This is a genomic window from Methyloversatilis discipulorum, from assembly GCF_000527135.1.
GTDB lineage: Bacteria > Pseudomonadota > Gammaproteobacteria > Burkholderiales > Rhodocyclaceae > Methyloversatilis > Methyloversatilis discipulorum.
In genome coordinates this window covers 3958427-3972598 of the sequence record NZ_AZUP01000001.1, presented here as the reverse complement: position 1 = coordinate 3972598, position 14172 = coordinate 3958427, and the positions used below count along the sequence as shown (strand labels likewise).

Annotated in this window: 10 protein-coding genes; 7 read left to right on the top strand and 3 right to left on the bottom strand. The window is 69.3% G+C overall.

Annotated features, from left to right (window positions below; genetic code table 11):
• Window position 1: 1 nt before the first annotated feature.
• The 3 genes from chlG to METFAM1_RS0118515 form a co-directional block, all read right to left on the bottom strand.
• Complete coding sequence (gene chlG / locus METFAM1_RS0118525) at window positions 2-883, bottom strand: chlorophyll synthase ChlG (RefSeq protein WP_081627170.1); 882 nt, start codon at window positions 881-883, stop codon at window positions 2-4.
• A 206-nt stretch (window positions 884-1089) separates the two neighbouring features.
• Window positions 1090-2502 carry a transcriptional regulator PpsR gene (ppsR, locus tag METFAM1_RS0118520; RefSeq protein ID WP_036271763.1) on the bottom strand — a complete coding sequence of 471 codons (1413 nt, stop codon included), beginning with the start codon at window positions 2500-2502 and terminating at the stop codon, window positions 1090-1092.
• A 105-nt stretch (window positions 2503-2607) separates the two neighbouring features.
• On the bottom strand, window positions 2608-3435 hold the full coding sequence (locus tag METFAM1_RS0118515) for a cobalamin B12-binding domain-containing protein (RefSeq protein WP_232419819.1): 828 nt from the start codon (window positions 3433-3435) through the stop codon (window positions 2608-2610).
• Window positions 3436-3906: 471 nt separating this feature from the next.
• Between METFAM1_RS0118515 and bchF the strand changes: the two genes are divergently transcribed.
• The 7 genes from bchF to METFAM1_RS0118480 are packed head-to-tail and all read left to right on the top strand — an operon-like array spanning window position 3907 to window position 14164.
• The gene (gene bchF / locus METFAM1_RS0118510; protein ID WP_019917011.1) at window positions 3907-4428 is read left to right on the top strand and encodes a 2-vinyl bacteriochlorophyllide hydratase; all 522 of its coding nucleotides are present in this window, start codon (window positions 3907-3909) and stop codon (window positions 4426-4428) included.
• On the top strand, window positions 4425-5705 hold the full coding sequence (locus METFAM1_RS0118505; RefSeq protein ID WP_019917010.1) for a ferredoxin:protochlorophyllide reductase (ATP-dependent) subunit N: 1281 nt from the start codon (window positions 4425-4427) through the stop codon (window positions 5703-5705). The genes bchF and METFAM1_RS0118505 overlap by 4 nt, the downstream gene beginning before the upstream one ends.
• Window positions 5706-5716: 11 nt before the next feature.
• On the top strand, window positions 5717-7306 hold the full coding sequence (bchB, locus tag METFAM1_RS0118500; protein ID WP_019917009.1) for a ferredoxin:protochlorophyllide reductase (ATP-dependent) subunit B: 1590 nt from the start codon (window positions 5717-5719) through the stop codon (window positions 7304-7306).
• Window positions 7281-11057: a magnesium chelatase subunit H gene (locus METFAM1_RS0118495; protein ID WP_024300840.1), complete on the top strand. Its 3777-nt coding sequence runs from the start codon at window positions 7281-7283 to the stop codon at window positions 11055-11057. The genes bchB and METFAM1_RS0118495 overlap by 26 nt, the downstream gene beginning before the upstream one ends.
• Window positions 11058-11088: 31 nt before the next feature.
• Complete coding sequence (bchL, locus tag METFAM1_RS0118490; RefSeq protein WP_019917006.1) at window positions 11089-12015, top strand: ferredoxin:protochlorophyllide reductase (ATP-dependent) iron-sulfur ATP-binding protein; 927 nt, start codon at window positions 11089-11091, stop codon at window positions 12013-12015.
• Window positions 12016-12017: 2 nt separating this feature from the next.
• The gene (gene bchM / locus METFAM1_RS0118485; protein ID WP_019917004.1) at window positions 12018-12713 is read left to right on the top strand and encodes a magnesium protoporphyrin IX methyltransferase; all 696 of its coding nucleotides are present in this window, start codon (window positions 12018-12020) and stop codon (window positions 12711-12713) included.
• Window positions 12710-14164, top strand: a complete 1455-nt coding sequence (locus METFAM1_RS0118480) for a BCD family MFS transporter (protein WP_019917002.1) — start codon at window positions 12710-12712, stop codon at window positions 14162-14164. Before bchM ends, METFAM1_RS0118480 begins: the two co-directional genes overlap by 4 nt.
• Window positions 14165-14172: the final 8 nt, after the last annotated feature.

Genomic DNA, 14172 nt, shown 5'->3' with positions numbered 1-14172 from the left:
GTCAGTCGCCTCCGAGCGCGCGCAGCGCGAAGGCGCTCACCAGCATGCCGAGCACGTAGAGCGTGATGCCGGTGCCGTTGTACCAGGGCGCTCGACCGCGCGGATCGTCGAGCAGACGGGACATCAGCATCAGCTGCGCGCCGAGCAGCAGGCCCACCAGCGCGGCGTGCGCCGGCGCGCCCCAGTAGGCGAGCAGCGCGACGACCACGACCTGCGGCACCGCCATCACCCAGCAGGCGACGCGGCCGGCGCGCGCAACGCCCAGTTGCACCGGCAGCGAAGCGATGCCCATGCGGCGGTCGCCATCGACCGACTTGAAATCGTTCAAGGTCATGATGCCGTGCGCGCCGGCACTGTACAGACCGGCCAGCAGCAGGCTGCGCAGGTCGGGCATGGCGCCGCCGGCCATCACGGCGGCTCCGGTGACCCAGGCCAGCCCCTCGTAACAGAGGGCGCAGGCGCTGTTGCCCCACCAGCCGTTGGCCTTCAGCCGCAGCGGCGGCGCGCTGTAGGCCCAGGCCAGCAGCAGGCCGACAGCGGCGGCGGCAAAGCCCCAGGGACCGAGCGCGGTCGCCACCGCGAGCGACAGCGCGGTCCAGATGACCGCGATATAGAGACCCCAGTGACCGGGCATGCGACCCGATGGAATCGGACGCTGCGGCTCGTTGATCGCATCGACGTGACGGTCGAACCAGTCGTTCACCGCCTGGCTGGTCGCACAGACCAGCGGCCCCGCCAGCAGCACGCCGAGCAGCACGACCTGCCAGCGCTCACCGGCCGGCAGGCCGGAGGCGACGACGCCACAACCGAAAGCCCACATCGGCGGAAACCAGGTGATGGGCTTGAGCAGTTCGGCAACGGCAGAGAGGGCTGGACGTGTCATGAGCTAACAGTAGGCTTGACACACGAGAGCGTCAAGACAAACTTACACTCATTCAGTCCATTGAAATTTACACTCGTTGCGGCACCCCGCCAGACCGCGACGATCGGCGCCTGGTCCGGGCCGACGAGGCGTCGGCGACGGCAGGAAAAAGATGATCGCAGGCGCGCGACGGCGGGCGAACCGAGCCCGCCACGCACCGCTTCGGATCACTCCTCGCCCGGCTCCTGCCCGCCCTCGTCGCCCTGATCGGGGTTGAGGTCGCCGATGCCATAGCGGCGCAGCTTCACGTACAGGCTCTGCCGGCTCAGGCCGAGCATTTCGGCGGCCGACGCGCGGTTGTCGTGTGTCATGTCGAGCGCCGCCTCGATGCACAGCTTCTCGATCAGATCGGTCGATTCGCGCACCAGATCTTTCAGCGACACGCGACCGACCAGACCGGTCAGCTGCTCGACCGAACGCGGCATCTCGCGGCTGATCCGCGGTTCCGGTTCGATGCGGCGACTGACGCCGCGCACGGTGAAGCCGATGCACGGGTGATCGCCGCGGTCCACCGCCACCGCCGATACCTCGACGTCGACGTCCGAACCGTGCTCGCCACGCAGCACGGTTGAAAAGAGACGGATGGACCCGTGCTGGCGCACATTCACCATCAGCACCTTGAAATCGACACCCGGGCGGCCGAGCCAGCGCTCCAGCGACTGCGTACGGGCCTGTTCGATGCTCGCCAGCTGGGCGAGATCGACGAAGGCCTGGTTGGCGGTCAGGATGACGCCGTCCTCGCCAGTCAGTACGAAAGCGTCCGGCACCATTTCGACCGCATCGACCACCGACATCCGCTCGCCCGATTCGGTGCCGGTGGCACCGACCTGCGACAGCCGCACCAGATACAGCGATGCGGCGTCCTGTCGTACCAGCGAGGCGGCCACCAGCCAGTCGCCACCACCCGGCCCGCGCACGCGCACGTCGTCGGAACGACCGTTGGCACGCACCGCCGCGAACAGTCCCTGCACCGCCTGATTGCCGGCGTCATCCAGCCCTTCGGGGAAGTTGCGCCCGACCACGCTGCGCGCATCCTCGCCCAGCATCCGGTTGGCGGCTGCATTCGCCTCGACGATGCGCTGGCTGACGGTATCGACCACCAGCACCGCTTCAGACGTCATCTGGAACAGCAGGCGGTAGCGCGCCTCGAGCTGGCGCAGGCGGGCATAGTCGCGCTCGATCGACTGCTGCGCGTCGACCAGCCGCTGCTGCAGCATGGACAGCGCCGTCAGGTCGCGGCCGAGCGCGACGACCGTGCCGTCGTGACCGATGCGCACGGTCGAATAGAGCAGCGGCAGATCGCTGCCGCCTTGCACCGGATGATTGACGTGCCGCGCACGGCGGCTTTCGCCGCTCGCTGCGTCCTGCAGCAGCGCTTCGACCTTCGGACGGCTCTCGACCGTCACCACCTCGGTCCAGCGGCGCCCCAGCCAGCGCGCGCCTGCCTCGGGCAGCAGCGCGCCGTCGTTGAATGCAAGGTCGCGGATGACGCCCTTGTCGTCAAGCAACAGCGCTACGTCGGAGGCAGCGGCAATGAGTCGAGCAGCCGACTCGGCGTCCACGCCATGAAGCAAACCCATCGGCGAATCAAAAGGCTTCACCGTCAACCTTCCCGCATCGGCGTCCATTTTCGCGATCTGATCGCGCCCCTGCTCCGAACCCAATCGATACCCTCCAGAAACTGATCACCCATGCGCAAATCGCACAGGCAGCAATGCTTCGGCCACATCGACCGCGGCGCTGGCGTCGCGCGCCGTCGCGTCGGCGCCGACCAGCGGCACCCACTCCGGCCGGCTGGCGAAAATCGGGCCGCCGACCATCACCACGATGTCGCGTTGCAGCGACACCCGGCGAGCCGCGGTGATCCATTCCGCCAGTTCGTCGAAGCGCGTTTCGCTACCGAGTGATACGCCCACCAGATCGAAGCGCTCGGCGCGCAGCAGGCGCAGCGCTTCGCCGCGCGGACCCGGTGTGTCGAGTCGCACGTCCCAGCGGCGCTGGCGGAAGAAGTCGGCCACCATGGACATGCCGAAGGTGTGCTGCTCCCCCGGCAAGGTGGCGAGCAGCACGCGGCGGCCTGTCTCGCCCGAATGCAGATCGCTGCGGAAACTCGGGCTGACGTCGTGCAGCACCTGCTGGATCCGCCACAGGCCGAGCGTGACCTGCGTGAAATCGCACAGATCGGCTTCCCACAGTTCGCCGAGCCGGCGCGCTGCAGGCGCCAGCAAGTCGAGACAGATGACCCGTGGCTCGACGCCGCGGGCGCGGATCGCCTGTACGCAGCTGCGTACGACGCCGGCATCCTGTGCCAGCACGAGGTTGGCGAATTCGTGGGTTTCGCGCGCCGAGATGGTGGTTGCGCCCGCCCCGGCCGGCGGCAGATCGACCAGGTCGCCGTGCGCCAGCATCAGCCGCGGAATTATTTCCGCTTCGATCGTCTGCGCCAGATCCCCCAGCCAGTCGGGGGCGGCAAATACGGGCGGTCCGATCGGCGGCCCACCGAAGTGGCTCACGCCGCCCTGCTCCTGCACGGACAAGCTCTCTACCGACACCTGCGCCCTGCGGGCGCCTCGCTGCGTCATCCCGGCCATCTTCCTGCCTCCTTGGGTCTTCTTGTCGTGCCCCGGCCGTGTCGGATGCGCCCCCGGTGGACGCCCCATGGATGCGGACGGGCTGTACGGCTGCTGCGGGTGGTGAACCCAGTGTCCGTGGTGGCACTGACGACGAGGGTGAGCAAGTCTCTGGGCAGGAAGGCGTGGGTTCGAAGATGTCTGCAGAACTGGACGCCAACAGTGTAGGAATAGAGCGCGCCACCCTGCACTGTCAAGTTAACTTGTCAATTTCGATGACGTGCCGGCCCGAATGGCCAGCTGCACCGCGCGCATTGTCATTCGGCCGATGTAATTTCGTCGTGACGTCAATTTACATTGACACTTTGTCCTCCGCCGTCTAGATTCGATTACGAGGACAGAGGAGACGCGACGATGCGCAACAGAGAGGCCTCACCGGCGATGCGGCACACACCGCTCTACACGCCGGAAGAACGCCGCCGGCGGGACGAATCACCCTGGACCCTGGTGCAGGGGGTGCTTGCGCCGGTGCAGTTCGTCGCCTTCGCGATCAGCCTCGTCCTCGTGCTGCGCTATCTGTGGTCCGGCGAAGGCTTGCAGGCGGCGACCTGGTCGGTGGTGATCAAGACCTTGCTGCTGTACGCCATCATGGTCACCGGCTCGATCTGGGAAAAGGCGGTGTTCGGCGTCTGGCTGTTCGCCCGCCCCTTCTTCTGGGAAGACGTATTCAGCTTCGCCGTGCTGGCACTGCACAGCGCCTATCTGGTCGCGCTGGCAACCGGCACGCTGGACGCGACCGGCCTGATGTGGCTGGCGCTGGCCGCCTACTTCACCTACGTCATCAACGCCGGACAGTTCCTGCTCAAGCTGCGCGCCGCGCGGCTCGACACGGCGACTCCGACGGCCCGCAACCACGGCGCGGTGGTGCAGGCATGAGCAATCTGCACGACATTCCGGTCGCCACCCGCAGCGGCTGCGACGAGCGCCCTGTGCTGCGCGAACGCGGCCAGCGCGAAGTGTTCTGCGGCCTCACCGGCATCGTCTGGCTGCACCGCAAGCTGCAGGACGCCTTCTTCCTGGTGGTCGGCTCGCGTACCTGCGCCCACCTGATCCAGTCCGCCGCCGGCGTCATGATCTTCGCCGAACCGCGCTTCGGCACCGCCATCCTGACCGACCGCGACCTGGCCGGCATGGCCGACGCCAACGACGAACTCGACCGCCTGTGCGTCACGCTGCTGGAGCGCCGGCCGGAAATCCGCACGCTCTTCCTGGTCGGCTCCTGCCCGTCGGAAGTGATCAAGCTCGACCTCGCACGCGCCGCCGAAAGGCTCAACGCCCGGCTGCTGCCGCAGGTGCGCGTGCTCAGCTATTCCGGTTCCGGCATCGAAACGACCTTCACCCAGGGCGAGGACGCCGCGCTGCGCACCTTCGTACCGCTGATGCCGCACACCGACGCGCGCCAGCTGATGGTGGTCGGCTGTCTGCCGGACATCGTCGAGGACCAGTTCCGCCGCCAGTTCGAACAGCTGGGCATCGCCGACGTGGTGTTCCTGCCGGGCCGCCGCGCCGCCGACGTGCCGGCGATCGGACCGAACACCGACCTGCTGCCGGCCCAGCCTTTCAATGGCGACACCGTGCGCGCGCTGGTCGCCCGCGGCGCCCGGCTGCTGCGCGCGCCCTACCCGTTCGGCGCCGAAGGCACGACCGCCTGGCTGCAAGCGGCCGCCCGCGCCTGGGGCGTAAGCCCGGCCGCATTCGACGCGGTGACCGGCCCGGCACGTGCGCGTGCCGAAACGGCGCTGGCGCGGCAACGCCCGCTGCTGGCCGGGCGCAGCCTGTTCATGCTGCCGGACTCGCAGCTCGAACCTTCGCTCGCCCGCTTCCTGCATCGCGAACTGGGCATGCGGCTGATCGAGGTCGGCACACCCTTCCTCGACCGCCAGATGGTGAGCGAAGAACTGGCGCTGCTGCCCGACGACATCGTGCTCAGCGAAGGCCAGCACCTGGACCGCCAGCTCGACCGCGTCCGTGCCGCCCGGCCCGACCTCACCGTATGCGGCCTCGGCCTGGCCAATCCGCTGGAAGCCGAAGGGCTGGCGACCAAGTGGTCGATCGAACTGGTGTTCTCGCCGATACACGGCTACGACCAGGCGGGCGACCTGGCCGAACTGTTCGCCCGCCCGTTCGCGCGCCGCGCACGGCTGGCCGTCTGAAGGGGCACGCGATGCAGCTCACGCTCTGGACCTACGAAGGACCGCCGCACATCGGTGCCATGCGCATCGCCACCTCGATGCGCGACCTGCACTACGTGCTGCACGCACCGCAGGGCGATACCTATGCCGACCTGCTGTTCACGATGATCGAACGGCAGGACCGTCGTCCGCCGGTCACCTACACCACCTTCCAGGCGCGCGACCTCGGTGGCAGCACCGCCGAACTGGTGAAGGCGGCGGTCGCCGAAGCCTTCGAGCGCTTCCGCCCGGCCGCACTGCTGGTCGGCGATTCCTGCACCGCCGAACTGATACAGGACCAGTCCGGCGCGCTGGCCGCCGGCATGCAGTTGCCGATACCGGTGGTGGCACTGGAACTGCCCGCCTATTCCAAGAAGGAAAACTGGGGCGCCGCCGAAACCTTCTATCACCTGGTGCGCGCCCTGCTCGCCGACCAGGTGCCCGCGCCCGGAAGCAAGCGCCCGCCGCGCGACCCGGCACGGCGTCCGCGCGCCAACCTGCTCGGCCCGACCGTGCTCGGCTTCCGCTGCCGCGACGACGTGACCGAAATCCGCCGCCTGCTCGACGCGCTCGGCATAGACGTGAACGTGGTGGCGCCGCTCGGCGCGTCGGTCGACGATCTGCGCCGGCTGCCGGATGCCGACTTCAACATCGATCTCTACCCGGAGGTGTCGCGCACGCTGACCGGCTGGCTGAACCGCAGCTTCGGCATGCCGGCGACACGGACGATACCGATGGGCGTCGGCGCCACGCGCGACTTCATCGCCGAAGTCGCCGCACTGGCCGGCGTCGATCCGTCGCCGCTGCTGGGCGGCGAAACGCCGGGCGCCGCCGGCCGCAGCAGTTCGGCCTCGCGCCAGCCCTGGTATGCGCGCTCGGTCGATTCGACCTATCTGACCGGCAAGCGGGTATTCATCTTCGCCGACGCCACGCACGCGATCGCCGCGGCACGCATCGCGGCGGAAGAGATGGGCTTCACCGTGGTCGGCCTCGGCTGCTACGCCCGCGACTTCGCCCGCGACGTGCGCGAGGCGGCTGCGCGCTACGGGGTCGAGGCGCTGATCAGCGACGACTACCTCGAAGTCGAGAAGGCCATCGCCGCCGCCGCGCCCGAACTGGTGCTCGGCACGCAGATGGAGCGCCACATCGCCAAGCGGCTGGGCATCGCCTGCGCCGTCATCTCGAGCCCGATCCACGTGCAGGACGTGCCGGCCCGCTACAGCCCGGTGTACGGCTTCGAAGGCGCCAACGTGCTGTTCGACAGCTGGGTGCATCCGCTGGTGATGGGGCTGGAAGAACACCTGCTGCAGATGTTCCGCGACGACTTCGAATTCAACGACGCCGCCCCCGCCTCGCACCTGCCTGCCGTCGCCGCACAGACGATGGCGGTGGCCGAACTGGGCATGAGCGACGCGGACGACGGTCCGGCCTGGACCGCAGACGGCGAGCGCGAACTGAAGAAGATTCCGTTCTTCGTCCGCGGCAAGGCGCGCCGCAATACCGAAAGCTACGCCCGCAGCCGCGGACTGAGCACCATCACGGTGGAGACGCTCTACGATGCCAAAGCTCACTTCGCGCGCTGAGCCCTCGACCGCTGATGCCACGCCGGTACGCGTGGTCATCGTCACGATGGACACCCATCTGGCCAGTGCCACCGAGCGCGCACGCAGCGCGCTGCGGCGCGAACTGCCCGGTCTGGAACTGGAGGTGCACGCTGCCTCGGAATGGAGCGACCGGCCGGAGGCACTGGCGCGCTGCGAAGCCGCCATCGGCGGCGCCGACATCGTCATCGCCACCATGCTGTTCATGGAGGATCACTTCCGCCCGGTGCTGCCGGCGCTGACCGCGCGTCGCGAACACTGCGATGCCATGGTGTGCGCCATGTCGGCCGGCGAAGTGGCGCGGCTCACCCGCATCGGCCGCTTCGACATGAGCGCGCCGCCGAGCGGCCCGATGGCGCTGCTGAAGCGACTGCGCGGCAACGCCGGCAAGGGCGGCAGCAGTTCCGGCGAACGGCAGATGCGCATGCTGCGCCGCCTGCCCAAGCTGCTGCGCTTCATACCCGGCACCGCACAGGACGTGCGCGCCTACTTCCTGACGCTGCAGTACTGGCTGGCCGGCTCGCAGGACAACGTCGCCAACATGGTGCGCTTCCTGATCGACCGCTACGCCGACGGCCCGCGCGCCCATCTGCGCGGACGCATGAAACCGGGCGCGCCGTTCGACTACCCGGAAGTTGGCGTCTATCACCCGCGCATCGCCCAGCGCATCGCCGAACAGGTCGCCGCGCTGCCGACTGCACCCGAGGCGCGCGGCACGGTCGGCGTGCTGCTGATGCGCTCCTACCTGCTCGCCGGCAACGCCGCCCACTACGACGGCGTGATCGCCGCACTCGAAGCGCGCGGCCTGTCGGTCATTCCCGCCTTCGCCACCGGCCTCGACGCGCGGCCGGCGGTCGAGCGCTTCTTCATCCGTGACGGCCGCGCCGTGGTCGATGCGGTGGTGTCGCTGACCGGCTTCTCGCTGGTCGGCGGACCGGCCTACAACGACGCGAAAGCGGCCGAGGACCTGCTGGCGAAACTGGACGTGCCCTACCTGGCCGCCCACCCGGTGGAGTTCCAGACGCTGGAACAGTGGGGCGCTTCCGAGCGCGGCCTGCTGCCGGTCGAGAACACTATCATGGTGGCCATTCCGGAACTCGACGGCGCCACCAGCCCGATGGTGTTCGGCGGCCGTTCGGCCGGTGCCGGCGGCACCTGCGAAGGCTGTGCGCGCCGCTGCAGCTTCCCGCCCAGCGAAGGCGGACGCGACATGCACGTGTGCGCCGAACGCGCCGACATGCTGTCGGACAAGGTGGCGCGGCTGATCGCGCTGCGCCGCGCCGAACGGGCGCAGCGGCGGGTCGCCGTCGTGCTGTTCAACTTCCCGCCCAATGGCGGCGCGGTCGGCACCGCCGCCCACCTGTCGGTGTTCGCCTCGCTCTACCGCACGCTGGGCGCGCTGAAGCGCGAGGGTTACCAGATCGACATGCCGGCCAGCGAGGCGGCACTGCGCGACGCGCTCCTGACCGGCAATGCCGAGCGCTTCGGTGCGCCGGCCAATGTGCATCACCGGATACCGGCGGACGAACACGTGCGACGCGAAACCTGGCTCGGCGAGATCGAGGCGCACTGGGGTCCGGCGCCCGGCCGCGATCTGAGCGACGGTCGCCACCTGTTCGTGCTCGGCGCGCGCTTTGGCAACGTGTTCGTCGGCGTGCAGCCGTCCTTCGGTTACGAAGGCGATCCGATGCGTCTGCTGTTCGAACAGGGCTTCACGCCGACGCATGCTTTCTCCGCCTTCTACCGCTGGCTGCGCGAGGACTTCGCCGCCCATGCCGTGCTGCACTTCGGCACCCACGGCGCGCTCGAATTCATGCCGGGCAAACAGGCCGGCCTGTCCGGCGCCTGCTGGCCCGACCGCCTGATCGGCGCGCTGCCCAACCTCTACCTGTACGCCTCGAACAACCCGTCCGAGGGCGCGCTGGCCAAGCGCCGCTCCGGCGCCACGCTGATCAGCTACATGACGCCGCCGGTCACCCAGGCCGGTCTGTACGCCGGGTTGGCCGAACTGAAGGTATCGGTCGAGCGCTGGCGCGCACGCGAGCCGGGCAGCGAGCGCGAAGCACCGGCACTGGCCGCGCTGATCCAGGCGCAGGCGGCGGCGCTCGAACTGTGTGCGGCGACGCCGCCGTGGGCCGACGCTGAAACCGCCATCACGACGCTGGGCCTGCAGATGCACGAACTGGAGCGCACCCTCATCCCCTGCGGTCTGCATGTGGTGGGCGAAGCGCCGACAGAAACCGAGCGCGCCGACCTGCTGCACGCGGTCGCCCAGGCCGGTCACGGCATCGAACTGCCGCGCGCGATGATTGCCGCCGTCATGCGCGGCGACAGCCCGGAGCGCATCCGCGCCGCTGGCGGCCTGGCCGATGACGACGGCACGCGCGCACTGATTGCCGAACTGACGAAGACGAACGGCCTGCTGGCCAAGGACCACGAGGTCGATGCGCTGGTGCACGCGCTGGACGGCCGCTTCGTGCGCCCGGCCCCCGGCGGCGATCTGCTGCGCACGCCGGCGGTGCTGCCGACCGGCCGCAACCTGCACGGCTTCGACCCCTTCCGCATCCCGAGCGCCTTCGCCGTGATCGATGGCGCGAAGCAGGCGGCCCGGCTGCTCGCCCGCCACACCGACGACGGCCACCCCTTCCCGGAATCCATCGCCATGGTGCTGTGGGGCACCGACAACCTGAAGAGCGAGGGCGGGCCGATCGCGCAGGCGCTGGCGCTGATGGGCGCGCAGCCGCGCTTCGACAGCTACGGCCGGCTGGTCGGTGCGCAGCTCGTACCGCTGGAAGAACTGGGCCGGCCGCGGGTCGACGTCGTGATCACGCTGTCCGGCATCTTCCGCGACCTGATGCCGCTGCAGATCCGCATGCTGGCCGAAGCCGCCTTCCTCGCCGCCAGCGCCGACGAGCCGCTGGCGCACAACTTCGTCCGCAAGCACGCGCTGGCCTTCCAGGCCGCCAACGCCTGCGACCTCGAAACCGCCGCGCTGCGCGTGTTCGGCAATGCCGAAGGCGCTTACGGCTCGAACGTGAATCACCTGATCGAGAACAGCCGCTGGGACGACGAGGACGAACTGGCGGAGACCTATACCCGCCGCAAGGGCCACGCCTACGGCCGCAGCGGCCGTCCGGTCGCCCGCAGCGCACTGCTCGCCAGCGTGCTGGCCGACGTCGAACTGGCCTACCAGAACCTCGAGTCGGTCGAACTGGGCGTGACCACGGTCGACACCTACTTCGACACGCTGGGCGGCATCTCCCGCGCGGTGCGCCGGGCGCGCGGTGCCGACGCCGCGGCGGCCCCGGTCTACATCGGCGACCAGACCCTGGGCGAAGGATCGGTGCGCACGCTGGACGAACAGGTGGCGCTGGAAACGCGCACCCGCATGCTGAACCCGAAGTGGTACGAGGGCATGCTGGCGCACGGCTACGAAGGCGTGCGCCAGATCGAAGCCCACATCACCAACACCATGGGCTGGTCGGCCACCACCGGCCAGGTATCGCCCTGGGTGTACCAGCAGCTGACGCAGACCTTCGTGCTCGACGAAAAGATGCGCACCCGGCTGGCCGAACTGAATCCCACCGCCGCCGCCAAGCTCGCCAACCGGCTGATCGAGGCGCACGACCGACGTTACTGGCAGCCGGACGACAGCGTGCTCGCACGCCTGCGCGAAGCCGGCGACGAACTGGAAGACCGCCTCGAAGGCGTGTTCCAGCGGGCCAGCGCATGACGCACCTCACCCACTTTTCCAGGGCCGCACCGTGAATACAGTCACCACCACCCATGTCCCGCTGTCGTCGCTGAAGACGCGGCGCGGCCCTGCGCATCCGGACGGCGAAGGCAGCGTGCAGGTGCACCTCGACCCCGAGCTGCGCATCGGCACCGCCAAGGTGTTCGCCGTCTATGGCAAGGGCGGCATCGGCAAGAGCACGACATCGTCCAATCTGTCGGTCGCCTTTTCCAAGCTCGGCAAACGCGTGCTGCAGATCGGCTGCGACCCCAAGCACGACTCGACCTTCACGCTCACCAAGTCGCTGGTGCCGACGGTGATCGACATTCTCGAAACTGTCGATTTCCATTCCGAAGAACTGCGGCCGGAGGACTTCGTGTTCCCCGGCTACAACGGCGTCATGTGCGTCGAGGCGGGCGGGCCGCCGGCCGGCACCGGCTGCGGCGGCTACGTGGTCGGACAGACGGTGAAGCTGCTGAAGGAACACCACCTGCTCGACGAAACCGACGTGGTCATCTTCGACGTGCTCGGCGACGTGGTGTGCGGCGGCTTCGCCGCGCCGTTGCAGCACGCCGACCGCGCGCTGGTGGTGACCGCCAACGACTTCGATTCCATCTTCGCGATGAACCGCATCGTCGCCGCCATCCAGGCCAAGTCGAAGAACTACAAGGTAAGGCTGGGCGGCGTGATCGCCAACCGCAGCAATGCCACCGACCAGATCGACCGCTTCAACGAGCGGGTCGGCCTGAAGACCATGGCGCAGTTTCCCGACCTCGACGTGATCCGCCGCAGCCGGCTGAAGAAGGCCACGCTGTTCGAGATGGATCCGACGGTCGAGGTCGAGGCGGTGCAGCACGAATACCTGCGCCTGGCTGCCTCGCTGTGGGCCGGCGCCGATCCGCTGGAATGCGCGCCGATGAAGGACCGCGACATTTTCGACCTGCTGGGATTCGACTGATCATGGACAGCTCCTACCTCGAACGCCGTGGCGAGATCGCCACCTATTTCGACCGCACCGCGGTCGATGCCTGGAAGCGGCTCACCTCTGACGCACCGGTCGGCCGCATCCGCGCCACCGTACGCGCCGGCCGCGACCGCATGCGCGCCACGCTGCTCGACTGGCTGCCGGACGATCTGAGCGGCTGCCGGCTGCTCGACGCCGGCTGCGGCACCGGCGCGCTGGCGGTCGAGGCGGCACGCCGTGGCGCCCATGTGGTGGCGATCGACCTGTCGCCGACCCTGGTCGGGCTGGCGCGCGAGCGCATGCCGCACGGCCTGGCCGGTCACATCGACTTCCGTTCCGGTGACATGCTGGACCCGGCGCTCGGCCACTTCGACCACGTGGTGGCGATGGATTCGCTGATCCACTACCGTCCGCGCGACGCCGTGCGGGTGCTGTCCGGCCTCGCGGCACGCACCGCCGCCTCGCTGATGTTCACCTTTCCGCCCAGCACGCGCGCGCTCGACGTCATGCATTTCGTCGGTCGCTTCTTCCCGCGCGGCAACCGCGCGCCGGCGATCGAACCGGTGCGCGAAGCGGTGCTCGGCCGGCTGATCGCCGAGGAGGACGGCCTGCGTGCGATGGCGGCGCTGCGCAGCGAACGCGTGGCCAGCGGCTTCTACACCTCGCAGGCGATGGAACTGGTGCGCACATGAACGCACCGCGCAGAGGGCTCGGCCTGCCCGCACTGAACGCCCGCGCCGCACGGCTGTGGACCGGTGTCGGCACGCGCTTCCTGCCCTTTGCCGACGCCGCCAGCGAGGCGCTGCCGCTCGGCCGCCTGCTGCGCCTGTCGCTGTTCCAGGTGTCGGTCGGCATGGCCACCGTGCTGCTGATCGGCACGCTGAACCGGGTGATGATCGTCGAGATGGGCATGGCCGCCTGGCTGGTCGCCGCGATGGTGGCGCTGCCGCTGCTGTTCTCGCCCTTCCGCGCCCTGCTCGGCTACCGTTCCGACACCCACCGCTCGGCGCTCGGCTGGCGCCGCGTGCCCTATCTGTGGATGGGCACGCTGGTGCAGTTCGGCGGACTGGCCATCATGCCCTTCTCGCTCATCCTGCTGTCCGGCGACACGCGCGGTCCGGAGTGGGTGGGTCAGGCCGGCGCCGCGCTGGCCTTCCTGATGGTGGGCGCCGGCATGCAGACGGTACAGACCGCCGGCCTCGCACTCGCCACCGACCTCGCACCGCCCGCTGCGCGGCCGCGCGTGGTGGCGCTGATGTATCTGATGCTGCTGGCCGGCATGGTGGGCAGTGGTGTCGTGTTCGGCCTGCTGCTGGCGGACTTCTCGCAGCTGCGGCTGATCCAGGTGATCCAGGGCTCGGCCATGGTGACGATGGCGCTGAACATCGCCGCGCTGTGGAAGCAGGAAGCGCGCGGCGCACGCAGCACCGACGCGCCGCGCCAGCCCTTCCGCACGATATGGCAGCAGTTCTCGACGCACGCGCGCGCCACCCGCTACCTGCTGGCGCTCGGCCTCGGCAGCGCCGCCTTCAGCATGCAGGACATCATTCTCGAACCTTACGGCGCCGAGGTACTGGGTATGGGCGTCGGCGCCACCACCGCACTGACCGCGCTGATGGCCTGCGGCGCGCTGGCCGCCTTCGCCTTCGCGGCGCGCACGCTGGCGCGCGGCGTCGATGCCTGCCGCGTCGCCGCCTTCGGCGCGCTGATCGGCATCGTCGCCTTCTCCACCGTGGTGTTCGCCGAGCCGCTGCAGTCGACCGCGCTGTTCCGCGGCGGCGTCGGCCTGATCGGCTTCGGCGGCGGACTGTTTTCGGTCGGCATGCTGACCGCCGCGATGGGGCTGGACAGCGGCGGCATGAACGGGCTGGCGCTCGGCGCCTGGGGCGCGGTGCACGCCTGCAGCACCGGTCTGGCGATCGCCCTCGGCGGTGCGCTGCGCGACCTCATATCGACGCTGGCCGTCGCCGGCGCGCTCGGCCCGGCCCTCGCCTCGCCGGCCACCGGCTACAGCTTCGTCTATCACTGCGAAATCTATCTGCTGTTCGCCAGCCTGGTCGCACTCGGGCCGCTGGTGCGCAGCGCCCCGCGCGCACCGGTCCCGGCCAGCGCGAAGTTCGGACTGGCCGATTTCCCCGGCTGAACATCCAT